This window comes from Methylogaea oryzae (assembly GCF_019669985.1).
GTDB lineage: Bacteria > Pseudomonadota > Gammaproteobacteria > Methylococcales > Methylococcaceae > Methylogaea > Methylogaea oryzae.
In genome coordinates, this window is the sequence record NZ_AP019782.1 from 2,347,543 (window position 1) to 2,371,896 (window position 24,354).

The following is a 24,354-nucleotide window of genomic DNA, read 5'->3' on the forward strand; positions in this document are numbered from 1 at the left end:
GCATCGGCCGGCCTAGTCAGCCGCCCCCACAACCGGGTGCCGGCGTCACCAACGGCGTTCCCACGCAAGCCGCGAACGCCAAACCACGGAACCTTCCGCCATGGCCCTCAAAGCGACCGTCTACAAAGCCGAATTGCAAATCGCCGACATGGATCGCGGCTATTACCAATCCCACAACATCACGCTGGCGCTGCACCCCTCGGAAACCGAGGAGCGCATGATGGTGCGCCTGCTGGCCTTCGCCCTCAACGCCGACGAGCACTTGCAATTCACCAAAGGCCTCAGCACCGACGACGAACCGGACCTGTGGCGAAAAAGCCTCACCGGCGACATCGACCTGTGGATCGAAGCGGGTCAGCCGGACGACAAGCGTATCCGCAAAGCCTGCAACCGCGCTGGGCGGGTAATCCTTTACACCTACGGCGCCCGCGGCCCGGCCACCTGGTGGAGCCAGATCAAGGATAAGCTGACGCGCTTCGACAACCTGACGGTAATCAACCTGCCCAAGGAAGCCACCGACGCCCTCACCGCCATGGCCCGGCGCACCATGCAACTGCAGTGCACCATTCAGGACGGCCACGCGTGGATCAGCGACAACAGCGGCAACGCGCAGGTGGAACCGGCGATTTGGATGGGCGGCTGAGCCGTGCGCCAACCCAGGGGCTGAGGCAAAATAGCCCACCCAGTTAAAGCCGACGCCGGCGGCGGAGCGTTCAAGTGGCCGACCAAACCCAGAAAAACCTGTTGGACTCGCCCATTGCGACCTGGACGGTCGTTTCGGTGACCATTTACTCCATTCTTTGTTTCTCCATAGAAACCCTCCCCGATCTCGACGCCCGCACCATCACCTTCCTGGAATGGTCGGAAGCGTCCGTGGTGGCCTTGTTCACGCTGGAATACGTCTATCGCATCCACTTGGCGGAAAATAAGCTCAGATTCATTTTCAGTTTCTACGGAATCATCGATCTGCTGGCCATATTGCCTTTTTACCTGGCCATGGGCATCGATCTGCGGCCCTTAAGGCTGCTGCGCTTCATATGGTTGATTCGCGTACTCAAGCTGGCGCGTTACAGCACCGCCATCCATCGATTCTCCAGAGCCTTGCTGATGGTCAAGGAAGAGCTGGTCATGTTCGCCCTGGCGATTTTCGTATTTATCTATCTGGCCGCGTTCGGCATTTTCCATTTCGAACACCAAGCGCAGCCGGACAAATACGCCTCCATATTCGACGCATTCTGGTGGGCGGTGGTTACCCTGACGACGGTCGGTTACGGCGATATCTATCCGATAACGCTAGGCGGCCGACTCTTCACATTCGTGATCTTAATGATCGGGCTTTGCCTCGTCACAGTCCCCACCGCCATCGTCGCGTCCGCGCTATCGGCCGTGCGGATCGAGGAAGAAGCCGCTCGCCGCCCGCCGCCGGCCGGCAAATCCGATCCCTCCCCCGGCAATCCCCACTAAAGCGCCACCTCACATGGTGCTGATAATATCGGTGCGTCCCTTAGCCATATCCTGGGAAAACCGATAGAAGTGATGATGGCAAATGCTTTCCATAACGTAATCGAATACCCGCATGGGATAGGGCCGATGCTTAATGAAATTGGCGAGCCGTTTCAGATAAAAGCGCCGCAGCGGCCAGCTTTCCACATGGCGCATCAATTTGACGAGCAACAGGCCGGTGAAGGCCCACGACATCGCTAAATATTTGGCTTGCAGCCAACGGGGAATATTGGGCACCCGCACGGCTTCGGCGTTATCGTAAAAGCGGCGGCGGATATATAAATCGTCCAGGCGGTCGAAATAGGCGTCCGGCTCGTAGGCGTCGCGCATCAGTTCGGTATACCCCCGGGCCAGTTGCTCGCGGCTCATATTGGCCGGAATCACGTTCGTGCCATAGTCGGGCGGGTCTTTTTCGTCCAAGCGGCCCGCGGCTTTGAGCCGTTCATACAGCGGGGTTTTCGGAATCGCCGACAGCAGGCCGACCATGGCGTGCATGATGCCCGACCGCGCCAAAAAGCGCCGATGGACGTCGAAAATGTCGGGCGGGTCCGAATCGAAGCCGACGATCAAGCCGCAGGTGACCTTGATGCCTTTGCGCTGGATTTTATGAATCCGCTGCAACAGAAACGTTTCGGCCTCCTCCTGGCAAAAACCCTCCCGCTGCTCGCGCTGGTCGACGTTCTGGAACTTTTTCGTCTCCATCAGCGCCGCCGGGTTGGGGGTTTCGATACCGACGAATACCGTGCGGATATTGGCCTCGACGAATTTATCCAGCAACTCTTCGTCGTCGGCCAGGTTGATGGAGGCCTCCGTGTGCAGAGACACGAGATAGCCGTGTTGCCGCTGCCATTGCGCCAGCCGATCCAAAATGGGCAGCAGCGCCTTGCGGTTGCCGATGATATTGTCGTCCACCAGGAACACCGCCATGATGCCGGCGCGGTACCAGGCGTCCAGCTCCCCGATCACTTGGTCGGCGGTCTTAACGCGGGGCTGCCGCCCGAAGGTGACGATGATGTCGCAAAACTCGCAACGGTAGGGACAACCGCGGGAAATCTGCAGGCTGCCCTGTAGATAACGGTCGAGCTTGAGCAAATCGAGGCGTTGGGCGGGCACACTGGCCATATCGGTACGCTCGCTCTGCTCGTAGCGGATTTGATGGCCGCCAGCGGCCCAATCGCGCAAGAAAACCGGCCAAGTTTGCTCCGCTTCGCCGACAAAAATCACATCGGCCAAACCTTGCAGATAGTCCTCCTGCACGGTGATCCACGGCCCGCCCACCGCCAAGAACTTGCCCATCGCTTTCACTTTGCCGGCGATCTCCCGCATCCGCTCGCGCTGGACGACCATGCCGGTCAAGCCGACGATGTCGGCCCGGGCCACTTCGTCGTAGTCGATGGGCTCCACTGCTTCGTCGAAAATGCGCACCTCGTGTTCCGCCGGCGTCAGCGCGGCCAACAGCGCCAAAGCCGCCGTCGGAATGACGGCTTGCCGGCCGAGGATGGGCAGGGAGTGGGTCATGCTCCAAAAGGAAGCGGAAAAGCACGGGTTTATCAGAATAATGTTTGCCATGGCGTAAATCCGTAAACCGCATTCGACGACTTGCCGCAAGTTGTTTCAGGGCCACACCAAGCAGCGGTCAATGTATCCATGGTAACCAGCCGCGCCCCAGGCAAACAACCGAGCCAAATCCCGACTGGCCCAACTATCGCCCAAATGGATACACTAGGCCGCCCGTCGACACCAGACGGTGCAAGGACACTCTCGCTCGACTCAGCGTTAACGCCACAGGGGAAACGCCCCACGGACCCGCCAGCGGGCTATACATAAGGCACGGAACAAGGAGATTGCCGATGACAGACCACTTCCGCCGGCTAGAAGCCATACCCCTGAGCTGGAACGACCTCAGCAACGACCAGAAAAACGCGGTGGAAGCCGTCTCCGCTTGGCTGGTCAATGCCATCGACGCCATACCCGCCCGGCAAGAACGCCACTTCCGCCCGGCCTATCCCTTACCGCTGCTGGATCACAATCGCCGCAGTCAACTGGCTTTCATTGACGGCGACCGCGGCACAGGGAAAAGCTCGGTACTGCTGACCTTGCAAAATATGACGATATCGGCTGAACCCGATCACAGCTATGCCAGTGATTTATATGAAGATCATAAGTTCAACGCTTTTGAGCGTCTGGATAAGCTGAGGCAGCACGTGGTCTGGCTTGAAACCCTGGACATGGAACCCCTGTCGCGGGGCACCAATTTGTTCGCCGCCATCCTCGCCCGCATCGCCAAAATGCTGGACGCCGGCCTGCACGGGCTGCCGCCCATCGCCGCCGCCCTGGAAAAGCCGGACGGCCTGGCCGACGTGCTGGCGAAACTGCACCAGCTGCAAAACGACGCGGCCATCGTATGGGACCGGATGGACGGCACAGGCCAAGGTGGAGATCCTCAAGCACGCGCCCTCTGGGTAATGCAGGCGGAAAAGGCCGGGCTGGACTTGCACGGCCGGCTTACCGAAGTGCTGGACGGCATTGCCCGCCACCTGCGTTTCGACGGGGTGGAAAACCCTTTGTTCGTGCTGCCGGTGGACGATTTCGACCTGGCCCCTGCCCATTGTCTGGAACTGCTGCGGCTGATCCGCATGATCACCACGCCCCGGCTGTTTTTTGTGATTGCTGGCAATACCCGCATCGCCGAGTCGGTGCTTAAGCTGCGCACCGAAGGGGATTTGCTCCGCCTCGTCGAAGGCAAGCCGTCCGACAGCAACGAAATGCAGGAGCGCGCCGCCGAAATCGCCGCCAACAATATGCGCAAGCTGGTGCCGCCGGGCCAGCGGGCCATGTTGAAGCGATTGCGCCTGGAAGAAGCGCTTCGTATTAGGGCGGAGCCTAGGGGGCGTTCGCTCAGGGATCGGCTGGCCGACATTCGTTTCGAGGTCAATCAAGCCCCGACCGATAATCCTGAAATGTCGCTGTCGCAGTTCCTTTTATTGGACGAAAAGGCTGTGGGCGGCGCTTCCATGACGGCGGAATGGCTAGCCGGCACGCCGAGGCAGGCGCTCGACTATGCGGAAATGCTGGCCAAATTCGTCCGCCCAAGAACCCAAGCAACGACGACCGATAAAGGTAAAAGCCGGGCAAGGAACATGGCGAAGGACGCCCCACGCCATATTCAGTATCGACATGACGATCAACTGCTTTCTGTACTGTTGGAAGATATTGGGCGCCAGATAAAAGAAGACTGGATTCTGCCCTACGCGCTACGGCAGCGGCTGACCGACAAACTCGATACCTCTTTAGGTATCTCACTGGATTTCCAAAATCAATTGTACGTCGACCAAAGTGCCTTGCGAGAGGAGCTAAAGACATCCGGTGGGGCCACAGTCATTATAAGTAACCCCTATTTCGCAGGATTATTCATCACCACCGGCCGAGATTCGGCCGGCGGCCAGCCCGACACCGAAGGGAAACGAAGCGGAATCGAGATTCCTCGCCAAATCGCCTCCGCCGTCTTGTTTGCTCACGATCTGGCGGTATCTCTATGGGGCGGCTATCTCCGGCATAGCGCCTTGACTTACGGGACGGAACTAGGCCCGAAAGTAACCGCGGTCTGGGGGTATGGGCAAAAGAAAAATACACCTGTCGTTTGGCCATTGCCCGAATGGTGGACTTTCCGCGATTACGAACGGTTCGCCCACCAATGGAGGCTGCACGCGGCGCAATGCGACGGGCGGTATGGGCTAGCCTGGGTCATGGCGATTCTGGAAGTCGTATGCAACGAAGCCTATGAAGGCGGTAACGAAGGGCTTAGTAAAACTCGCCTGCAACGTCTCCTGAGTTGCATGGCGAATGAGAAACCGAAACGCATGGCGCGACGCGTCCTTAGGGACAGCGTGCTGACAGCCATCGCGCTGATGTTGGCGCCGGAGTCCGCGTCAGGCTTGGATGTTAGTGCCTTTACCGACGAAACAATCGGTTTTATACGCGCCATCAGCAATCAACCTACTTTGGTCGGCAGAATACGCCGGCGCCGCGCACAAATATGGAATCAGGCCAATTATCAGGGAATCGCTATAACCAAGCAGGAGATTGAGCTTTGTTTTGCTATTTCTCCAGAGCGCGCAAAGAAGGATTTTAATGATCGTGTACGAGGGCTCACACGCTACGCTCAAGTAGAAAAACAAGCAGAACTACTGCGCAAGAGCATCGATTACAATACAAAATTTACTATGCTTAAAACCCTGAAAAATCAGATTAACGCAACGCATCAGGACGATTTGCTAAATAACCTCGAGACGCTTTTGCTATATGAAGATTACTATAAAGACAAACAGAACAAATTCAATGAACTATGCAATGGTATATTCATCCCAGAAGAAGACGATTTCATTATTGCGGGAAATTGAATAACGCGTAGCCTGGGTTGGAGCAAGAGCGGAAACCCGGCATGGCCGGCGAACCAATCGCCGGGTTTCGTAGACTCAACTCAGCCTACACGCCGAATCGGCCCGACTGGACAGTCCCCACGCGCAGCGTGGGGACGCTTAAACCAGGAAATCTGAAAAAACCCGGCCGCCCGATAACGGCGGCGATAATGTGATTTGGTTATTGCCATGCATAGCCCAGCCGGCCTGCGCACTTCCTCTTTTCCCACCGAACACCTGGACGCCGAACTGCTGGCGGCGCCGTTTGCCGCCCGTAGCGCTTTCGACGGCGCCCTGGCCGTGCTGGAACCGGACCTAAACAACGCAATGGCGCTGCTGTGGCGCGAAGCGGAAAAGGACCTGCTGTTCCGCTTTCCCGGCATCTCGGTGGACGAATTGATTTTCCGGCGGGACCAAACCTGGTTCGGCGCGCCGGAGCCGGACAGCAAGCCTGTGCCGCTGGCCGCAGTGTTGTGCCGATCCACGCGCGAGCTATTGACGCCGGATGCCGGGCGGGCTCACTTATGCAGCCATTCGCCCGGCACGGAGGCGGAGCGGCGGCGGGTATGGCGCTGGCTGACTTTCGCCTTGCCGGCTGACTTGCTGCTAGCCGCCGCCGATGCCGACACCGAGCGGCTGGAGACGGTATCGCCCAGGCTCCGCGCCCAATTGGCGGACCGCGGTTTGGCCGAGCCCCACCTGCACCTGAAAGCCGCCATCGGTTTTCCCGCCCTATGGGCTTCGGCGATGCGCTCCCTGGCGCGGACGGATGCCAAGGCAGACATGCTGGACAGCCCCGGCGCCGAGTGGGACGAGGGCAAGTCGCTGGCGCCCTTGCTGCTGCGCTGCGCCCTGGCCCGGCTGCTGTTGGCGGCTTTCCTACGTACTCCGTCGGCTTGGGGCCAAGGATTCGGCGATTTTCTGGAAAAACATGCCGCACCCGGCCTGCATAGCCGTTTCGGCGCCCTGGACTGCCGGCCTTTGTGGCGCACGGTCTATAGCTTGGCTGCGGGCCAAGCGGAGCGAGGCGATGCTTTTGCCGTGCTGCGCGACCTGTACGCCCGCTTGATCGGCCCTGCCCGTGCCGGCTGCGCGGTGGCTGAACTCGATCCGGTCAGCCACTGGTTTGCGCCCGCGGCAGACAACCATCCGGATTTTGCTTTGACCCGCGCGGCGCTGGCTTATCTGAACCGGCAAGGCGCTGGAGACAAGCTGTTCGCCAAGCTGTTCTGGCAAACGGTGCGCGGCCGGGTGATTTTTTTCCGCCACGTGGTGCAGCGGCCGATGACTCCCGGCCTGCAATGGTTTTCCCGCACCTATGGGCGTTTGTCCGCGCCGCGCAAGGCGGTGCCGGAAGCGGCGTTCGTACGCCAAGCCGCGGAGCTTGCCGGGCCGGGGCTGCGGGCGCTGGAAGTGCGCATCACGCCGAATTCCGAAATGGCGGAGATGGCCGCCACGCTGAGTCGCCTGGACCAGGCTGGACAGGGCCTGCCCAGACGACCGGGCGGAGCCCCTGTCGAGTTGGGCATCACTTTCCATTTTTCCCGCAGCCGCGGCCCAGCGACGGACCAGGGCAAGCCGGCTGCCTGGAGCCGCGCCAGCCACGACGACCCGGACTGGCGAGACGCAAAGGAAAAAACCAGCAACCCTTCCGGTTACCGCTATTCCGGCTATTACCGCGAACAAAGGGGGGCTGCGGTGGCCCTGGCCGCCTTACTCATGGCCTACCCGCGCCTGCTCGAGCGGGTGCGCGGCATCGACCTTTGCACCGACGAACTGGGCGTGCCGCTATGGGTGGTCAAGCCGTTGGTGGAGCACGTGCAACGGGCGGCCAACGAGGCGGCGAAGTACCTGCACCGCCTGGAAGGCGGCGATCCACGCCCCTTGGGCGTCACCGTGCACGCCGGCGAGGACTTCGTGCACCTTTGGGGCGGCATCCGGCGGGTGGACGAAACGGTGGAATTGCTGCAACTGGGCGAGGGTTCGCGCATCGGCCACGCGGTGGCGTTGGGCGTGGATGTGGAGGCCTGGGCGGCGCAAAAGCGCCGGCTGGTTATCCCCCTCGGCGAGCGGCTGCTGGATTTGCTCTGGGCCTGGCGGGTGGCCCGGCGAGTGCCGGAGCGGCTGCAAGCCTGGTTGCCCTGGATCGACCAGGAATTGCTCATGCTCGGCCATGAGCTGTTCGGCCGAAAGATTTCAGCCAGCGAAATGGACCGCTGGTGGTTGTCTTTGCACGACAGCCGGATTTTGCGCTCGGTGGGCTTTTCCGATGGGCCCAGCCCTCGAGGGCTGGAGGAAGACGATCCGTGGCAGCGAGATTTGGTCTACCGCTGGCTGACCGACCATGCGCTGTTCAGGCGGGCACAGCAACTGGTGCCAGTGAAAGTCGGCCCAGAAGTAGGCTTGGTCAAAGCATTGCAGGCGCATGTGCGGGGTGAACTAGCCAAGCGCTGCATCGTCGTGGAAATCAACCCCAGCTCCAACCTGCTCATCGGCCACCTGGGCGACCTGACTTCCCATCCGCTGTGGCGCTTGTGCCCACCGCCGGGCATTGCCGGGGACGCCCCGGCGGTGCGGGTCTGCATCGGTTCCGACGATCCCATCACCTTTACCACCAGCCTCCCGGAGGAATACCAGTTACTCGCCGACGCGTTGACAGAAGCCGGCTTGGCCGGTCCGGACGTGGATGCATGGCTGGAAGAAGCGCGCCTTTGCGGTCTGAGCGCCCGATTCACCGTGCCGCGCAGCGGCAAGGACTTATTCAGCCCGATGCGGGCCGACACGCTGCCGCCGCCACTTTGACCCCCATTAGTGCGGTTGTCTCGCCGGTCCCCTGTCGACGAGAATGGACCGAACCAGAGTACAATAACGACATCCTAATCCCGCCTCCCTGTTTGTGGCCGGTCCCGACTGGGCCGCACCGCCGGAAGCGTCTCTTTGTCATCACCAACACTCTGGAAACACCCTTGCTATCTACCGCCAACATCACCATGCAATTCGGCGCCAAGCCGCTGTTCGAAAACGTCTCCGTCAAATTCGGCGACGGCAACCGCTACGGCCTGATCGGCGCCAACGGCTGCGGCAAATCCACCTTCATGAAGATCCTCGGCGGCGATCTGGAGCCCACCGCCGGCAACGTCTCCCTCGATCCCAACGAACGGCTGGGCAAGCTGCGCCAGGACCAGTTCGCCTATGAAGACCAGCGCGTGTTGGACGTGGTGATGATGGGCCATGGCGAAATGTGGGCGGCCATGTCCGAGCGCGACGCCATTTACGCCAACCCCGAGGCTTCCGAGGACGATTACATGCGCGCCGCCGAGTTGGAAGCGGTGTTCGCCGAATTCGACGGCTACACGGCGGAATCGCGCGCTGGCGAATTGCTGCTGGGCGTGGGCATCCCCCTGGAGCAGCACAACGGCCCCATGAGCGCCGTGGCGCCGGGCTGGAAGCTGCGCGTACTGCTGGCCCAGGCCCTGTTCTCCAACCCGGACATCCTGCTGCTGGACGAACCGACCAACAACCTGGACATCAACACCATCCGCTGGCTGGAGAACGTGCTGAACGCGCGCGGCAGCACCATGGTCATCATTTCCCACGATCGCCACTTCCTCAACAGCGTCTGCACCCACATGGCGGACATGGACTACGGCGAACTGCGGGTTTATCCGGGCAATTACGACGACTACATGATCGCCTCCACCCAGGCGCGCGAGCGCCTGTTGGCCGACAACGCCAAGAAGAAGGCGCAGATCGCCGAACTGCAAAGTTTCGTCAGCCGCTTCTCGGCCAACGCTTCTAAGGCCAAGCAGGCCACCTCCCGCGCCAAGCAGATCGAAAAAATCCAGTTGGAGGACATCAAGCTGTCCAGCCGCGTCAACCCGTTCATCCGCTTCAACCAGGAGAAAAAGCTGTACCGCCTGGCGCTGGAAGTGGAAGGACTGGCCAAGGGCTACGACGATGGCCCGCTGTTCCAGGGATTGAACCTGATGGTGGAAGTGGGCGAAAAAGTCGCCGTGATCGGCCCCAACGGCATCGGCAAGACCACCCTGCTGCGTACCCTGGTGGGCGAACTGACGCCGGACGCCGGCAACGTCAAATGGTCTGAGAACATCAATCTGGGCTATTTCGCCCAGGACCACGCGGCCGATTTCGCCGAGGACCTCAACCTGTTCGATTGGATGAGCCAGTGGAAACGCGAATCCGACGACGAGCAAGCGGTGCGCGCCACCCTGGGCCGGCTGCTGTTCTCCCAGGAGGAAAGCAAGAAGTCGGTGAAAGTGCTGTCCGGCGGCGAGCAAGGCCGCATGCTGTTCGGCAAACTGATGCTGCAGCAGCCCAACATCCTGGTGCTGGACGAACCCACCAACCACTTGGACATGGAGTCCATCGAGTCGCTCAACGGCGCGCTGGAGCAATACCCCGGCACGTTGATCTTCGTCAGCCACGACCGGGAATTCGTCTCCTCCCTGGCGACGCGCATCATCGAGCTGGGCCCGCAGGGCGTGGTGAACTTCAACGGCAGTTACGACGACTACCTGGCGAGCCAGGGCGTGGAGTGACCGGGAGCGAGCGGATAACCGGCTAGCCCGCGGCCGGCCCCGACTCCCCTTCGCGCAGGGCCGCTTGATGGCAAGCGGGCAGATGCGCGGCCACCGTCTCGACGATCTCGCTGTCCAAATGGCCTTGCTGCGCCAGCCGGCGCAGCGTGCCGAGGATATCCTCCGGCGCCATCGGCCCGCGGTAAGGACGGGCTTGCGCCAGGGCTTGATAAACGTCGGCCACGCTGATGATGCGCGCCTCCAAAGGCAAATGGCTGGCGTCCAAGTGGAAGGGATAGCCCTGGCCGTTCATTTTCTCGTGATGATAGGCGGCCCAATCGGCGATTTGGTCGATGCCGCCGATGCGCCGGAGAATTTGGTGAGTGGTCAGGGAGTGGTGCTTCATCTGGCCGAACTGCTCGTCGGACAGCGGCTTGGGACTTTCCAGAATTTCGTCCGGAATGCCCAGCTTGCCGATGTCGTGCAGCAGCCCCGCGACCTCGATCATTTCCCGGTGGCGTTCGCCCAGCCCGAGCAGGCGGCCCAAATAACTCGACAGGCGGGCGACGCCGGCCGAGTGGCGATAGGTGTAGGGAGACTTGGCGTCCACGATCAACGACATGATGCCGGCGGCCTGGCGGAACTCCGACCAAGTGAGGTTTTGCTCCGTGTCGTGGGCCAACATGGCTTGTTGAAAATCCTCGATGGCCTGGGTTTCGCACAAATCGGTCCAGAAATCCGTTTGCTCCGACGCGCTGCGCAAAGCGTCCAGCAAAACGCCGGCAAAGACGCTGTCGCGGTGGGCTTCCATTTGCGCCAGCACCGTTTCCCGTTGGGCGAACAAGCTGCCGTCGCCGTAATAAGGCGCGGCCGCCACGTCGACGCGATCGGCCAGATAAATCAGGTTGGCCAGCAACGCTTGCTCGGCCTCCATATCGCCGGCCTGCAGCAGCGACCAGCGGGTATGGTGGTAGCGAATGATGGGGGCGAAATTCGCCAACGGCGGAAAATCCTTGAGCAAGGCATAACCGATGTCGCAATGCTGCTGGGCGCCGCTCCACTCCAGCTCGCCCAGGAGATTGTGGTGCTCGCGGCTTGAGGACACGCCGCAGTCGTGCAACAACCCGGCGTCGTAGACACGGGTGAGGGGCACGCCGAAACCGGCCATCTGCCGCGCCAGCTTGACCGCGATCATGCCGACCCGGCGGCCGTGGTAACAGTCGTCTATGCCGACCAAGTCGACGGTGTAAGCCAACATGCGGATCAACTTGCGGCGGCTGATCTGCTGCGATGGGTCGGTGGTGCGGGAGAGGGTTTGCATAAGATGCTCCTGCCGGTAGCGGTTTTATCCATTTATACACGAACGCCGTCGTCGTACCATTATCACCCCGCTGCCGCGCAAGGAATACCGGGAAGGAAGCCGCAACACCGCCGCCCCTAAGCATTTTGCCGCGCCACTTTTATCGCAATTTTGGATCATAAAAACCCTATGTCTCTGCCAGAAACCGTCTTCGCCCTGCCCCAATACCTGCTGCCCCACCACGCCCTGTCGCGGCTGATGGGGCATGTGACGCACTGCACCAATCCGGCGTTTAAAAACTGGTTCATTCCCCGCTTCATCGACCTCTTCAACGTCGACATGAGCGAAGCGGCGGAAGAAAATCCGTCCAACTATGCCTGCTTCAACGACTTCTTCACCCGCGCCCTCAAGCCCGGCGCGCGGCCCCTGGCCCCCGGCAACGGCACGGTGGCTTGCCCCGCCGACGGCGTGTTGAGCCAGTTCGGCTCCATTGACGGCGACCGCTTGATCCAGGCCAAAGGGCGCGACTACCGGCTGCTGGATCTCCTGGGAGGAGACCCGCAACTGGCCGGCGAATTCCAGGACGGCCGTTTCGCCACGGTGTACCTGTCTCCCCGCGATTACCACCGGCTGCACATGCCCCTGGGCGGCAAGCTGCGGGAAATGATCCACGTGCCCGGCCGGCTGTTCAGCGTCAACCGCGCCACCACCGCCGTCATCCCCAACCTATTCGCCCGCAACGAACGGGTCATCGCCGTCTTCGACACCGACGCCGGCCCCATGGCGTTGATCCTGGTGGGCGCCATTTTCGTCGCCAGCATCGACACGGTCTGGCACGGCACCGTCACGCCGCCCAGCGCCGGCAAGGTGCAACGCTGGCGCTACGACGACAAGCCGGTCCGGCTGGAACGGGGCGCCGAAATGGGCCGCTTCAACATGGGCTCCACCATCATCGTGCTGTTCGGCAAGAACCGCATGGATTGGGCGGGCGGCCTGGCCGAGGGTACATCGGTCCGGGTAGGCCAGAACCTCGGCATCCGGCGCTGAAACGACGGCGGCATCGGCGCCGATCGAACCGATGCCGCCTTGCCTTACGCCTTAAACCCGCCTATAAGTTGAACGGTTGACAGCGTATTTATCCACGGCCAGGCGGTCAGCATGGGCATGTCCATCGGCTTCTCGACTCACTCCATCCCGCTAGGGCTATGGCCCAAAGCCAGCGGCGGCGCGCCCGTGGCCGCCCAGGCGGCCGAGGCCGCGCCCGGCGGCTGGAGCAAAGCCGGACAACCCGGCGCTCCCCGCAAAGCCAGCGGCGCCAACGGCGAATTGACCCAGGAAGCCGTCAAAGCCTTGGAGAAACTCAAGGCGACCGACCGGGAGGTCCGCGCGCACGAAGCGGCCCACTTGGCCGCGGCCGGCGGCATCGCCGTCAGCGGCGCCAGCTTCAGCTACGAACGCGGCCCCGACGGCCAGCAATACGCCGTCGGCGGCGAGGTAAGCATCGACACCTCCCCCGTGCCCAACGACCCCGAAGCGACGGCTCGTAAAGCCGAGCAAATTCGCCGCGCGGCCCTGGCTCCGGCCAACCCGTCCGGCCAGGATATCAGCGTCGCCGCGGCCGCCTCGCAAATGCAGGCGCAAGCGCAAGCCGAAGCGGCGATGACGCGGCAAAAGCCCGAGGGCAAGGCCGACGCTTATGCCGCCTCCATCGACGGAAATGTTCTGGGCGCCCGGATAGATGTCACGGCGTAAACCGAGCGGGCTCCCCGGAATTTCCACGTGCCTGCAACGGGAATAAACCGGACGCCGTCCAGGGACGAAGTCCCGGACAAGCCTCGACCATTGGCTTTTTCCTACAACTTAGCTCAACTTTCTATGTATTAGATAACTCTAATTTTTCTAAGCGGCTGTTTTTTCGCGCCTTTATCAACGCGAGTTACAAAATGCACTTTTCCCCGCCAGAAACTGTAGACACAATCTCGTTTTCGATTAGACTGTTGCCAGCTTCAGGGGACGGAGCTCTCGCAAGAGTCGTCAGAGAGGAGGAGGGTCCAGTAGGGCCGACTAAAAATAACAAACAAAAATAACATTCTGTCGTGCGCTGCCTGGTCAAAAGGGCGACGTGATGATCACAATAATAATAAAAAATTTGCCCGCTTTCTGCGGGCATTTTTATTTAAGCCGTTGTTACCGCAACAGCTCCGCTGTAAGCCACACCACCGCCCCACGGGATGCGCCTGCCGCATCGGACTACCACTATGTCAATCAAGCCTAAATCACTGCTGGGCGAAATCGGCGGCTACGCTTTTGCCTTGATAATTTCCATTGCGCTGCTCGAATTTTCCGTCGCATTCGTCCTGAACCATTCCGATTTGCTGCGGTTTAAGCGGGACAATCTGCTGCGCAATTACTACATGAAACATGACCGCAGCATCATCCAATTCCAGCCGGACTGCGCCCGTTACGACCCGGGCCTGGGTTATACGCTCAAGCCGGGCGTTTGCCGCTTCAGCAACAGGGAGTTCGACACGGAGTACCGCGTCAACAGCCTGGGGATGCGTGACGACGAGGAGTCGCTGGCGACGCCCGAGGTGATCGTGCTGGGCGATTCCTACGCCATGGGCTGGGGGGTCGAGCAAAATGAAACCTTTGCCGAAATCATCGCCGCACAGACGGGAATGAAAGTGCTGAACACCGCCGTTTCCTCCTACGGCACGGTGCGGGAATTGAAAGCGTTAAGCCGGATATCCCTGGAACGCGCGAAATTCCTCATAATCCAATATTGCCGCAATGATTATGAAGAAAACCTTGCCTACCTGAAAAACGGCAATACGCTGCCTGTTATGAGCGAAGCCGAATACAGCAAAATCGCGGCGAAACTCAATCACAAGACGAAATACTATTTCGGCAAGCACTCGGCTTATTTGCTGAAAAGCCTGGCGAAGCAGGTTAAATATTTAGTCAAGCCGTCCCGCGGCGGCAAGACGCCACCGCCTTTCCGCGAGGACGAAACCAGCCTATTTATCAATGCCCTGCTGCATTCTCCGGCGAATCTCGGGGAATTAACGGTGATAGTGGTTGAACTCAACTCCCAAAGCGACAACGACGGACGCTTCGTGGCCGCGCTCAACCAGCGCCTGGCGACAAAGGACCAACCGTTGCTCGACCGCGTACAGGCGCTGGATCTGTCCCCCAGCCTGAAGCCGGACGACTTCTTCGTGCTGGACGACCACCTCAACGCCCGCGGGCACCGCGTGGTCGCCGAGCGATTGATCGAAGCCATGGGAAAAAGCCGGAAACATCTCGATCGATAACCCGCAGAGTCGCTGGATTCACCCCGGAGGCAGGTCCACCACGAGGCTTTGCAGCAAATACCCGACGCCATAGGCCAAGCCGGCCGCCACGCCGCCGATGGCGAGCGTTTCCAGGCCCGCCGTATGCCAGCGCTGCGCCACGAACCGGCTTTTCAGCGCGCCCACCAGGAAAAACGCCACGGCGGTCATGACCAGGCTGGGCCAGAACGGCTCGGCCACGCTGCCGGGCCTGAGCCAATCCAGCACATAAGGCGCCAAAGGCACCGCGCCGACCGCCACGAAAGCGACGAACGTCGCGGTGGCGGCCCGCAACGGCCTTGGGCCGTTCAATGCCAGGCCCAACTCGTCCTGCAGCATGGTGTCGACCCACTGGCCGATATCGCTGGTGATGGCCGAAACCGCCTGCTTCAGCGCCTTGCCCTTGAAGCCCTTGCGGGCATAAATCTGCCGCACCTCTTCCACCTCGCCCTTGGGGTAGGTCTCGATGTGGCGCCGTTCGGCGTGGCGGTGGGCGTCCAGCAACTGCCGCTCGGCCCGCGTCCCTAGGTAATTGCTCACCGCCATGCTGAAACCGTCGGCCAGCAGATTGGCCAAACCCAGCACAATCACCACGCCGCTCGCCATTCCTGCCCCCGTGACTCCCGCCACCACGGCGAAAGTGGTCACCGCGCCGTCGATGGCGCCGTAGATGAAATCGCGCAGATAACTGTGCCGGTGGCCGTCTTCCAGGCGCTGGGCGATGGCGCGCCGCGTATGCTCCCGCCGATGGCGGCGATGCGCCTCCTCGCTGTCGTCGTAGCGCTTGGACAAGCTAGGCCTCCGCCAACGCCAGCGCCACCAGGCGCCGAACGTCGTCCGACAAATTCAGGCCCAGGGCGGCCTGCCGGGCGGTATCCGACATTTTTTTCCACGTCTTGCGCACGATATCGACCACCTTGGCCTCGTCGTGGCCGGGCGCGAAACCGCCGAAGTAGTGCTCCAAGAACACCAGGCAGGCCACGTCCTCGATGAGCTGGGTGTCCGCCTCCCGTTTCAAACCGCGCTTGCGCAGCATGCGCCCCACCCGCTCGACGGTTTCCTCCCCGTAGCCGGCCTGGGCCAGCAACGCGCCGGCCGTCTCGGCGTGGAACTCGTACAAACCGGTACGCCAGCGCAAATAGCCTTCGCGGGTTTTCGGGTAGCTGTCCCTCGGCACCATCCAGCGGCGAATGTGCTGGGCGCGGGCCGCCAGCCGCACGGCCTCGTCCGCATCCGGCGCCAGCCGCTCCAGCCATTCGCTCATGCGCTGACTGTACAACAGCTCCTTGGGCCATTCGCGCCCCTGCCACGACTCCCGGTTGGGGTCTTCGCCGTTGGCGGCGTCGATCAAGGCGATAGCCCGCCCGAAATTTTCCGATACAACCATAATTCCCGCATCCCCTGTCTACGTTCGCCCCCTGCCAGGCGGTTGAAAAAGGGGCTTTTCAACAGACTGCAAGGAAGCGCGTCGAAATTTCGCCGAACCGGCCAAAGTTTTCGTTCGCCAGCTACACTTGTCGCTCGACAACAATAATAAGAATGCCTTCCATGCAATTCGAATCCATCACACTGCCGAACGCCGTCACCCAGTTTATCCTGAGCGGCCGTCTCGATCCCGCCGGCACCCAGGCCATCGAGAACTCGTTCGCCTTCGCCAGCACGGCGGAAACGGCCAACATCATCGTAGACCTTTCCGGCGTGGACTTCATCGCCTCCATCGGCATCCGCCTGCTGATGACCTCGGCCCGGGGACAAGCCAAAAAAGGCGGCAAGCTGGTTCTCGCCTCGCCCCAGCCGCTGGTGCGCAAGGTGCTGGAAACGGCCGGCATCGATCTGCTGGTCCCCCTCTACGCCGATATCGAAGCAGCCTGCGCCGATCTCGCCCCATGACGGGGCTGCCGCGCCTCCATCGGCTGACGCTGCTCAGCACGCCCCAGCTCACCAGCGAGGCGAGCGCTTGGCTGCGGGAACTCGGAAAAAACCAGGAGCTGGACGAAGAGCTGCTTTTCAACCTAGATCTCTGCGCCAGCGAGCTGCTGACCAATATCGGCGACTACGCTTACGGCGGCGCCGTGGGCGAAATCGGCCTGGAACTGCTGCTCAACCGCAACGCCGCCACGCTGACGCTCGTGGATGCCGGCCCGCCCTTCGATCCCCTAGCGCAACCGGCCCCCACCCTGCCCGATTCGCTGGAAAACGCGCCGACGGGTGGGCTCGGCATCCATCTGGTGCGCCAATTCGCCGATACCGTGCATTACGAACGCAGCGACGAGCGCAACCGCCTCACCGTGTGTTTCGGCAGCACGCCGCTGGCCCCGCGCCAGCGGGAGCGCCGCAGCGGGCAAGAGGTCGCCTTTCCGCTGATCCGCGGCGACGGCACCTGGGTGGAGCACGACCAGCGCAAAGGATCGGACCGCCGGGCGTTGGGCTTCATCTCCCGCACCGTCATCTTCCGCGACGTGCCTTACCGCGAAGTGGAACACATCGTTTCCTGCTGCGAGCTGCGCACCTGCCCCAGCGGAGAAGTCCTGTTCCACGCCGGCAGGCACCACCACTGCGTGCTGGTGATCGTCGACGGCCGACTGGAAGTGCGGCTGGACAGCCCGGAATCGCGCACCGGCATCGAAATCGGGCCGGGCGAATGCGTCGGCGAACTGTCGGTGGCCGACGGCAAGCCAAACTCGGCTTGGGTCGTGGCCGCCACGCCCGTACGCCTGCTGGTGATTCCCGAAGCCGTGTTCCTCGACCAGGTGCTGAGCATTCCCGCCATCGCCCGCAACCTGATCGTGGTGCTGTCCGAACGCATGCGGCGCAGCAACGCGCAAATCACCGCCCGCCTGCGCGCCGCCCTGGAGCTGGAAGCCCTGCAGCGGGAACTGGACGTGGCGCGGCAAATCCAGTCCAGCATGCTGCCCGCCGCGCCGCTGTTCCCGATCCAGGAAGACATCCGCGGCCGGGGCTTCATGCGCGCCGCCCGCCACGTCGGCGGCGACTTCTATGACGCCTTTCCCCTCGGCGACGGCCGATTTTTTCTGGCCATCGGCGACGTGTGCAACAAAGGCACGCCCGCCGCCCTGTTCATGGTGCGCGCGTTGACCCTGCTGCGCAGCGAAGCGTTGCGCCCGGAGGACGACGCGGGCCGGCACCTGGCCCGCCTGGCCGCCCACAGCAACGAACTGCTGTGCGACTCCAACGAGGCCCAGCAATTCGTCACGCTGTTCTGCGCCATCGTGGACCTACCCCAAGGCCGCTTGCACTATGTCAACGCGGGCCACAATCCGCCCTTGCTGCGCTTGCCGAACGCGGCGCCGGCGTTTATCGAAGGCCCGCGCAATCCGCTGGTGGGTTTGGTCCCGGGCCTGAGCTACGCGGTGGACAGCTGCGATTTCCCCGCCGGCAGCCTGCTGCTGCTTTACACCGACGGCGTCACCGAAGCGGAATGCGCCGACGGCGGCCTGTTCAGCGACGAAACCTTGCACCGGCTGCTGGCCGACAACAACGCCGCGGACGCCGACGCCTGCGTGGAACAAGTCATCGCCGCGGTGGACGCTTTTGCCGCCGGCCACCCCCAATCCGACGACATCACCCTGCTGGCCGTCCACCGCCAGACCCCCTAACCGAGCGGCGTTCCCAACGCCGCCGGCCGTCGATTCCTACGCTCCAGTCTCTGGTAGACCCGGACAGGCAAACTTGATAGCATTCTAAACATGTATCATCGATACACGTTCTCCGCTTCTCGGAGCGTTCATCGATACGCCTACAATGAGGACTCGCACAAGCCGTTGGATTGCCGGTGAACTGATCAAAATCAATCAACAACAGCATGAACAACAATAAGTTGCTTGAGCAACAGCAATCCCCGATCGTCGTCGTCGGCAGCGGACCGGTCGGCACCCGCATACTGCGCGATATCCTGCGCGCGCAACCGGACGCGGCCGTGGCCATCTACGGCGACGAGTCCTGGGAACCTTACGACCGCAGCAAATTGGTCTCCTTGCTGTCGGGCGATCTCGCCTGGGCGGATCTGCCCAACTTGTCTCCGCTGCCCGACCGCCATAACGCCGTCCTCAACTACGGCAACCGCATCGAAACCATCGACCGGGAAAACCGGGCGGTGGTCGACTGGAAAGGCAACCGCCAGCCTTATTCCAAACTGGTCCTCGCCATCGGCTCCAATCCCTGGCTGCCGGACATTCCCGGCGTCTGGCTACCCAATGTGCACGCTTTCCGCAACGTCGGCGATGTGCGCGAACTCTTGGACAACGGCTATCCCGGGCGGCGGGTGGTGGTGCTGGGCGGCGGCCTGCTGGGGGTGGAGCTGGCCTGCGGCCTGCAACGCAAAGGCGAAAAAGCCTGCCTCGTCGTCAGCAGCCGCTTGCTCGGCCGGCAATTGGACCACCGCGCCGGCGAACTGCTGGTCGAACATCTGCAGGCGCTGGGAATCGAGGTCGTTTTCGGGCGAGCGACCGAAATTGCCGGCGGCCGCAACGCCGACGGCGAAACGGTCGCCCAAGCCGTCCTGACCTTCGACCAGCGGCAAATCGATTGCGACTGCGTGGTGCTGGCCACCGGCGTCAACCCCACCATCGACCTAGCGGTGAAGAGCGGACTCGCCACCGGGCGCGGCATCAAGGTCGACGACTACCTGCGAACCTCCGACCCGCTGATCTACGCCGCCGGCGAATGCGCCGAACACCGCGGACGCGTTTACAGCCTGATCGGACCGGGATTCGAGCAAGCCGACGTGGTCGCGCAAAACGTGCTGGGCGCACGGGTGAAATACCACGGTTCGGCCATCACCACCCAGCTCAAAGGCGCGGACATCGCCGCTTTCAGCTGCTTCCAAGAAGAACTGGACGACGCCGCGCCGATCCGCTCCCTCAGCTACCAATCCGACGACCAGAGCCGCTATCGCGCCCTGCGCCTGAGCAGGGGACGGCTGACCGGCGTGGTCGGCATCGGCGATTGGCCGGAAGGCTGGCGCATCCGCGAGGCGGTGCGACAAGGACGGCGCCTCATGCCGTGGCAATGCCGCAGGTTCCTGGCGACCGGCAATCCCTGGTCGGAAAACGCCGCCGCTTCCGTGCTGCAATGGCCGCCCCACGCCACGGTGTGCAACTGCATGGGCATCAGCCGCGGCCTGCTGGACCTGGCCCTGCAACAGGGCCACACCAGCGTGGCGGCCTTGCAGACCCATACCAAGGCCGGCACCGGCTGCGGCTCCTGCGTCCATTTCCTGGCGGAACTGGCCGGCCAAGCGCCGACCCCGCAAGCGGTCGCCGGCGCACGCCCGTTGACGGCCGCGTCCCTGCTGGCGCTGGCGCTGGCGCTGTGCGCGCTGCTGCTGTCGGTGCCCGCCCTGCCGCCGTTGGACACGTCGCTGGGCGGCTGGCATTGGCAAAACCTGTGGCTGCAAAACGGCTGGAAACAGGCCTCCGGCTATAGTCTGCTGGCCCTGTCCTGCGTCGCCCTACTCCTATCCCTGCGCAAGCGCCGAAGCTTCGGCCCGCTGAGCTACGCCGGCTGGCGCGTCGTTCACGTCGTCGGCGGAACGCTGGCCCTGGTCCTTCTCGCCGCGCACACCGGGCTGGGACTCGGCCACAACCTGGACCGTATTCTCGCACTGGATTTTCTGGCCCTAGCCCTGCTCGGCGGCGCCGCCGGCGGCCTGGTGGCGCTGGAGGGAAGCTCGCCCACGCCCTTGCTGCGACGGCTCCGGGGCGCGGGTTACTGGGGACACGTCCTGCTGTTTTGGCCGTTGCCGGTATTGCTGGCTTTCCACATCCTGTCCACTTACTACTTCTGAACCATGTCAGCCAAAGCCCTGTGGACCGGCGCCATTCTCGTCACCTTGCTGATCGGCGGCTATCTCGGCTATGCGCTGTTCGCCCATACGCCGCTGGCCCAAGCGGGCAAAGCGCTGTTTCTGCCCGGCCCGGCCACCCACGGCCACTACCAAATCGAACTGGCCTGCTCCGCCTGCCACAAGCCCTTCCAAGGCGCACCGCAAAAAGCATGCGTGGATTGCCACGGCGAAGCGCTGAAGGCGGCCGAGGACAGCCACTCCAACCGCAAATTCACCGACCCGCGCAACGCCGCCATGTTGCGGCAGGTGGACGCGTTGCGTTGCGTCACCTGCCACCGCGAGCATCGCCCGGAGCAGACGCGCGCCATGGACGTCACCCAGCCCGACGACTTCTGCTACGCCTGCCATAACGACGTCGCCAAGGAGCGCCCCAGCCACAAGGATTTCGCTCCGGACAGCTGCGCCAACGCCGGCTGCCACAACTACCACGACAACAAGGCGCTGTACGAGGATTTCCTGGCCGCCCATCTGCACGAGCCGGATCACAAGCAACCGGCGCTGCTGCCGTTGCGCAATCTGGCGGAACAAGTGCCGGCCGGCCAGCGCAAGCCGCCTTTGGCGGACAAGGACGCCAACGCGCCCGCCGGCGTGTCGTTGCCGCCGGAGCAACTGCGCGCCTGGGCGGAAACGTCTCACGCCAAAAGCGGCATCAACTGCGCCGATTGCCACCAAGCCAAGCAGCCCAACGGCCAGCCCGCCGCCTGGCAAGACCGGCTCGACGACAAAGCCTGCCAAACCTGCCACAAGGGCGAAAGCAAAGGCTTCCTCGCCGGCAAGCACGGCATGCGCCTAGCCCAGGGCCTGCCTCCCATGAGCCCCGGCCAAGCGCGCCTGCCCATGCAGGCCGAGGCGCACGACAAAACGCTGGGTTGCACTGCCTGCCACGACGTCCACGCCTTCGACACCCGCCGCGCGGCGGTGGAATCCTGCCTGGGCTGCCACGACGACGGCCACAGCCGCTCGTACAAACAATCCCCGCACTACCGCCTATGGCAGGCCGAAACGGAAGGCAAAGGCGCGAAAGGCAGCGGCGTCTCCTGCGCCAGCTGCCATTTGCCGCGCCTGGCCGAGAAAAACGACGGACGGACGGACGTTCATGTGGAACACAACCAAAGCATGAACCTGCATCCCAACGAAAAAATGGTCCGCGGCGTATGCATGCAGTGCCACGGCCTGGGCTATTCCCTGGATGCGCTGGCCGACAAAGCATTGGTGAAAAGCAACTTCGACCGCAAGCCGGCCGAGCACCTGCGTAGCCTGGACATGGCCGAAGAGCGCCAGCGCTCCAAGGGGAAAAATAAAAATCGCCAATAAGCCTAGGGGCCGCGCGGCCCCGCCATAAAAACAACAACTCACTACAACGGGGGAAGCATGAAAACGACGAAAGCCTGCGCGGGCATTTTGGCAATCGGCATCGCGGCCGCAACGGCGCTGCCGGGCTGCGACCAATTGAGCGGCAAGAGCGGCGGCATCCAGCCGCAAACCATGGCGGACGCCCTGCACGCCGTACTGGCGGCGGATCGGGCGGTGTATGCCGACAGCGTGGTCAATCGCCTGGCCAACCAGGAAAAAGTGATCAAAGCCACCGAGCACTGGAAGGACGACAAGAGCCTGCCGCTGCCGGCGCAAGTGTTCCGCATGGGCTCGGAAACCGTGGCCGAGCAAGGCCACAACTTCAGCTACGCCCTGTTGTCCTTGTGGCCCATCAACAAGAAAAACGAAGCGAAAACGGAAGCGGAAAAAACCGGCCTGCAATTCGTGACGGATCACCCCGGGGAAAACTACTACGGCGAGGAAGAACTCGGCGGCAAGCGCTACTTCACCGCCGTCTACGCCGACAAAGCGGTGTCCGAAGCCTGCGCCGCCTGCCATAACCGTCACGCCGACAGTCCCCGAACCGACTTCAAGCTGAACGACGTCATGGGCGGCGTCGTGGTGCGCATTCCCCTCGACAACTAAAAAAACGGCCCGCCGCCTAGGCGCGTCCAATCCCCCTTGTAGCCCGTAAAGTTAACCGAGGCTGGAGAATGTTGGAGAAACTCAAATCGCTGTTGGGCATGCAGCCTAGCCTATACGCAAGAGTCGGCGGCGGAGCGGCCATGGATGCCGCGGTCGATATTTTCTACCGCAAGGTGTTGGACGATTCCTGCATCCGTTACCTCTTCGAAGACGTGGACATGGATCAACAGCGGGCCAAGCAAAAACGCTTCCTGTCCATGGTCTGCGGCGGCCCCGACAAATTCACCGGCCTGCAAATGCGCGAGGCCCACGCCCACCTGCTGGCCTTGGGCCTGAACGACGAGCATTTCGATCACATCATGGAACATTTGCGCACGTCGCTGGAATCCTGCGGCGTCAAGCCGCCGGATCTGACGCAGATCCTCGACGTGGCGGAAAGCTTCCGCGAGGACGTGCTGGGGCGTTGACGCGGGCGAGCCCGGAAGGCCGGCTTGGCCTTATACTGCCAGCCACGCCCTTTCCGCCCTAGGAGACGCCCATGGACATACTGCTCACCGGAGGCACCGGCTTCATCGGCCGCAGCCTTTGCACGCAGCTGTTGCAGCAAGGCCACAACCTCACCCTACTGAGCCGCAGCCCGGCGAAAACGCCGGCGCTGTTCGATCGCCCGGTACAGACCGTCGCCGCGTTACGCGACCTGACGCCGGATCGCCATTTTCACGCCGTCGTCAACCTGGCCGGCGAGCCCATCATGGACGCCCGCTGGACGGCGAAACGCAAACAAGCCCTGCTGGACAGCCGCGTCGGCATCACCCGCCAGTTGCTGGACTTTATGGCGCGGGCCGAGCGTAAACCCGCGGTGTTGCTGAGCGGGTCCGCCATCGGCTGGTACGGCGACCAAGGGGACAAGCCGCTGAACGAAACCGCCACCACCGACGCCGCCGATTTCGGCCACAGCCTGTGCCGGCAATGGGAGCAAGCCGCGCTGGAGGCCGAAGCGCTGGGCGTGCGCGTCTGCCTGCTGCGCACCGGCCTGGTGATAGGCAAAAACGGCGGCTTCCTGGCGCGCATGCTGCCGGCCTTCCGCCTGGGTCTGGGCGCACGCCTCGGCCACGGCCGGCAATGGATGTCCTGGATACACTTGGACGACCACGTCGCCATGACCTGCAAACTGCTGGACGACGCCGCCTTGAGCGGACCGTTCAACCTCACCGCCCCGCACCCCGTCACCAACGCCGAATTCACCCAAACCCTGGCCGCCGCCCTGCACCGCCCGGCCCTGCTGCCGCTGCCGGCCTGGCCGCTGAAACTCGCCATGGGAGAGATGGCGGAACTGCTGCTGGGCGGCCAGCGGGTGCTGCCGGAACGCCTGCTGCAAGCGGGTTACCGATTCAAATTTCCGACGCTCGACCTGGCCTTAAGCGAGGCGATCGGCTGA

19 protein-coding genes are annotated in these 24,354 nt (G+C 62.6%); 15 read left to right on the forward strand and 4 right to left on the reverse strand.

The features are described 5' to 3' along the window. Positions 1-100 precede the first annotated feature (100 nt). Both K5607_RS10230 and K5607_RS10235 read left to right on the forward strand, forming a co-directional pair. On the forward strand, positions 101-643 hold the full coding sequence (locus tag K5607_RS10230) for a YaeQ family protein (protein WP_054773819.1): 543 nt from the start codon (positions 101-103) through the stop codon (positions 641-643). 74 nt (positions 644-717) lie between these two features. Then, on the forward strand, positions 718-1,464 hold the full coding sequence (locus tag K5607_RS10235) for an ion transporter (RefSeq protein ID WP_054773818.1): 747 nt from the start codon (positions 718-720) through the stop codon (positions 1,462-1,464). Positions 1,465-1,473: 9 nt separating this feature from the next. Here the strand turns inward: K5607_RS10235 and K5607_RS10240 are convergent, their stop codons facing one another. Beyond that, positions 1,474-3,072 carry a B12-binding domain-containing radical SAM protein gene (locus K5607_RS10240; protein ID WP_221046961.1) on the reverse strand — a complete coding sequence of 533 codons (1,599 nt, stop codon included), beginning with the start codon at positions 3,070-3,072 and terminating at the stop codon, positions 1,474-1,476. A gap of 281 nt (positions 3,073-3,353) precedes the next feature. Here K5607_RS10240 and K5607_RS10245 point away from each other — a divergent pair, with 281 nt between their 5' ends. From K5607_RS10245 to K5607_RS10255, 3 genes are all read left to right on the forward strand, one after another. Beyond that, a complete protein-coding gene (locus K5607_RS10245) occupies positions 3,354-5,903 on the forward strand; it encodes a hypothetical protein (RefSeq protein WP_156302569.1) in 2,550 nt (849 codons plus the stop codon). A 207-nt stretch (positions 5,904-6,110) separates the two neighbouring features. Continuing rightward, positions 6,111-8,723, forward strand: a complete 2,613-nt coding sequence (locus K5607_RS10250; protein ID WP_221046962.1) for an amidohydrolase family protein — start codon at positions 6,111-6,113, stop codon at positions 8,721-8,723. A gap of 164 nt (positions 8,724-8,887) precedes the next feature. Beyond that, a complete protein-coding gene (locus K5607_RS10255) occupies positions 8,888-10,480 on the forward strand; it encodes an ABC-F family ATPase (RefSeq protein ID WP_054773992.1) in 1,593 nt (530 codons plus the stop codon). Positions 10,481-10,502: 22 nt separating this feature from the next. Here K5607_RS10255 and K5607_RS10260 read toward each other — a convergent pair whose 3' ends face one another. After that, entirely contained in the window at positions 10,503-11,780 is a 1,278-nt protein-coding gene (locus K5607_RS10260) for an HD-GYP domain-containing protein (protein WP_221046963.1), read from the reverse strand. Between the two features lie 168 nt (positions 11,781-11,948). Between K5607_RS10260 and asd the strand changes: the two genes are divergently transcribed. The 3 genes from asd (at position 11,949) to K5607_RS10275 (ending at position 15,073) form a co-directional block, all read left to right on the forward strand. Continuing rightward, a complete protein-coding gene (gene asd / locus K5607_RS10265) occupies positions 11,949-12,806 on the forward strand; it encodes an archaetidylserine decarboxylase (RefSeq protein ID WP_221046964.1) in 858 nt (285 codons plus the stop codon). A 111-nt stretch (positions 12,807-12,917) separates the two neighbouring features. After that, positions 12,918-13,511 carry a putative metalloprotease CJM1_0395 family protein gene (locus K5607_RS10270; RefSeq protein WP_246598827.1) on the forward strand — a complete coding sequence of 198 codons (594 nt, stop codon included), beginning with the start codon at positions 12,918-12,920 and terminating at the stop codon, positions 13,509-13,511. Positions 13,512-13,990: 479 nt separating this feature from the next. Further along, the gene (locus K5607_RS10275) at positions 13,991-15,073 is read left to right on the forward strand and encodes an SGNH/GDSL hydrolase family protein (RefSeq protein WP_221046965.1); all 1,083 of its coding nucleotides are present in this window, start codon (positions 13,991-13,993) and stop codon (positions 15,071-15,073) included. Positions 15,074-15,091: 18 nt separating this feature from the next. Here K5607_RS10275 and K5607_RS10280 read toward each other — a convergent pair whose 3' ends face one another. Both K5607_RS10280 and K5607_RS10285 read right to left on the reverse strand, forming a co-directional pair. Further along, positions 15,092-15,883 carry a VIT1/CCC1 transporter family protein gene (locus K5607_RS10280; protein ID WP_082411667.1) on the reverse strand — a complete coding sequence of 264 codons (792 nt, stop codon included), beginning with the start codon at positions 15,881-15,883 and terminating at the stop codon, positions 15,092-15,094. A 1-nt stretch (position 15,884) separates the two neighbouring features. Next, on the reverse strand, positions 15,885-16,478 hold the full coding sequence (locus K5607_RS10285) for a DUF4202 domain-containing protein (protein ID WP_221046966.1): 594 nt from the start codon (positions 16,476-16,478) through the stop codon (positions 15,885-15,887). 161 nt (positions 16,479-16,639) lie between these two features. Between K5607_RS10285 and K5607_RS10290 the strand changes: the two genes are divergently transcribed. From K5607_RS10290 to K5607_RS10320, 7 genes are all read left to right on the forward strand, one after another. Beyond that, complete coding sequence (locus K5607_RS10290) at positions 16,640-16,981, forward strand: STAS domain-containing protein (protein WP_162232433.1); 342 nt, start codon at positions 16,640-16,642, stop codon at positions 16,979-16,981. Next, positions 16,978-18,708 (forward strand): SpoIIE family protein phosphatase, encoded by a 1,731-nt coding sequence (locus K5607_RS10295; RefSeq protein ID WP_221046967.1) that lies wholly within the window; start codon positions 16,978-16,980, stop codon positions 18,706-18,708. Before K5607_RS10290 ends, K5607_RS10295 begins: the two co-directional genes overlap by 4 nt. Positions 18,709-18,914: 206 nt before the next feature. Next, positions 18,915-20,897, forward strand: coding sequence for an FAD-dependent oxidoreductase (locus K5607_RS10300; protein ID WP_221046968.1), 1,983 nt, complete (start codon positions 18,915-18,917; stop codon positions 20,895-20,897). 3 nt (positions 20,898-20,900) lie between these two features. Beyond that, positions 20,901-22,271: a cytochrome c3 family protein gene (locus K5607_RS10305; RefSeq protein WP_221046969.1), complete on the forward strand. Its 1,371-nt coding sequence runs from the start codon at positions 20,901-20,903 to the stop codon at positions 22,269-22,271. Positions 22,272-22,328: 57 nt separating this feature from the next. Then, the gene (locus K5607_RS10310) at positions 22,329-22,916 is read left to right on the forward strand and encodes a Tll0287-like domain-containing protein (protein ID WP_054774339.1); all 588 of its coding nucleotides are present in this window, start codon (positions 22,329-22,331) and stop codon (positions 22,914-22,916) included. 68 nt (positions 22,917-22,984) lie between these two features. Then, positions 22,985-23,383: a group I truncated hemoglobin gene (locus tag K5607_RS10315; protein ID WP_217995076.1), complete on the forward strand. Its 399-nt coding sequence runs from the start codon at positions 22,985-22,987 to the stop codon at positions 23,381-23,383. 71 nt (positions 23,384-23,454) lie between these two features. Further along, entirely contained in the window at positions 23,455-24,354 is a 900-nt protein-coding gene (locus K5607_RS10320; protein WP_054774338.1) for a TIGR01777 family oxidoreductase, read from the forward strand.

Bases quoted from the DNA above. Each gene is read 5' to 3' on its own strand.
- K5607_RS10230 (WP_054773819.1), top strand. From the start codon at position 101: ATGGCCCTCAAAGCGACCGTCTACAAAGCCGAATTGCAAATCGCCGAC.
- K5607_RS10240 (WP_221046961.1), bottom strand. From the start codon at position 3,072: ATGGCAAACATTATTCTGATAAACCCGTGCTTTTCCGCTTCCTTTTGG.
- K5607_RS10245 (WP_156302569.1), top strand. From the start codon at position 3,354: ATGACAGACCACTTCCGCCGGCTAGAAGCCATACCCCTGAGCTGGAAC.
- K5607_RS10250 (WP_221046962.1), top strand. From the start codon at position 6,111: ATGCATAGCCCAGCCGGCCTGCGCACTTCCTCTTTTCCCACCGAACAC.
- K5607_RS10260 (WP_221046963.1), bottom strand. From the start codon at position 11,780: ATGCAAACCCTCTCCCGCACCACCGACCCATCGCAGCAGATCAGCCGC.
- asd (WP_221046964.1), top strand. From the start codon at position 11,949: ATGTCTCTGCCAGAAACCGTCTTCGCCCTGCCCCAATACCTGCTGCCC.
- K5607_RS10270 (WP_246598827.1), top strand. From the start codon at position 12,918: ATGGGCATGTCCATCGGCTTCTCGACTCACTCCATCCCGCTAGGGCTA.
- K5607_RS10275 (WP_221046965.1), top strand. From the start codon at position 13,991: ATGCGCCTGCCGCATCGGACTACCACTATGTCAATCAAGCCTAAATCA.
- K5607_RS10285 (WP_221046966.1), bottom strand. From the start codon at position 16,478: ATGGTTGTATCGGAAAATTTCGGGCGGGCTATCGCCTTGATCGACGCC.
- K5607_RS10290 (WP_162232433.1), top strand. From the start codon at position 16,640: ATGCAATTCGAATCCATCACACTGCCGAACGCCGTCACCCAGTTTATC.
- K5607_RS10295 (WP_221046967.1), top strand. From the start codon at position 16,978: ATGACGGGGCTGCCGCGCCTCCATCGGCTGACGCTGCTCAGCACGCCC.
- K5607_RS10300 (WP_221046968.1), top strand. From the start codon at position 18,915: ATGAACAACAATAAGTTGCTTGAGCAACAGCAATCCCCGATCGTCGTC.
- K5607_RS10305 (WP_221046969.1), top strand. From the start codon at position 20,901: ATGTCAGCCAAAGCCCTGTGGACCGGCGCCATTCTCGTCACCTTGCTG.
- K5607_RS10310 (WP_054774339.1), top strand. From the start codon at position 22,329: ATGAAAACGACGAAAGCCTGCGCGGGCATTTTGGCAATCGGCATCGCG.
- K5607_RS10315 (WP_217995076.1), top strand. From the start codon at position 22,985: ATGTTGGAGAAACTCAAATCGCTGTTGGGCATGCAGCCTAGCCTATAC.
- K5607_RS10320 (WP_054774338.1), top strand. From the start codon at position 23,455: ATGGACATACTGCTCACCGGAGGCACCGGCTTCATCGGCCGCAGCCTT.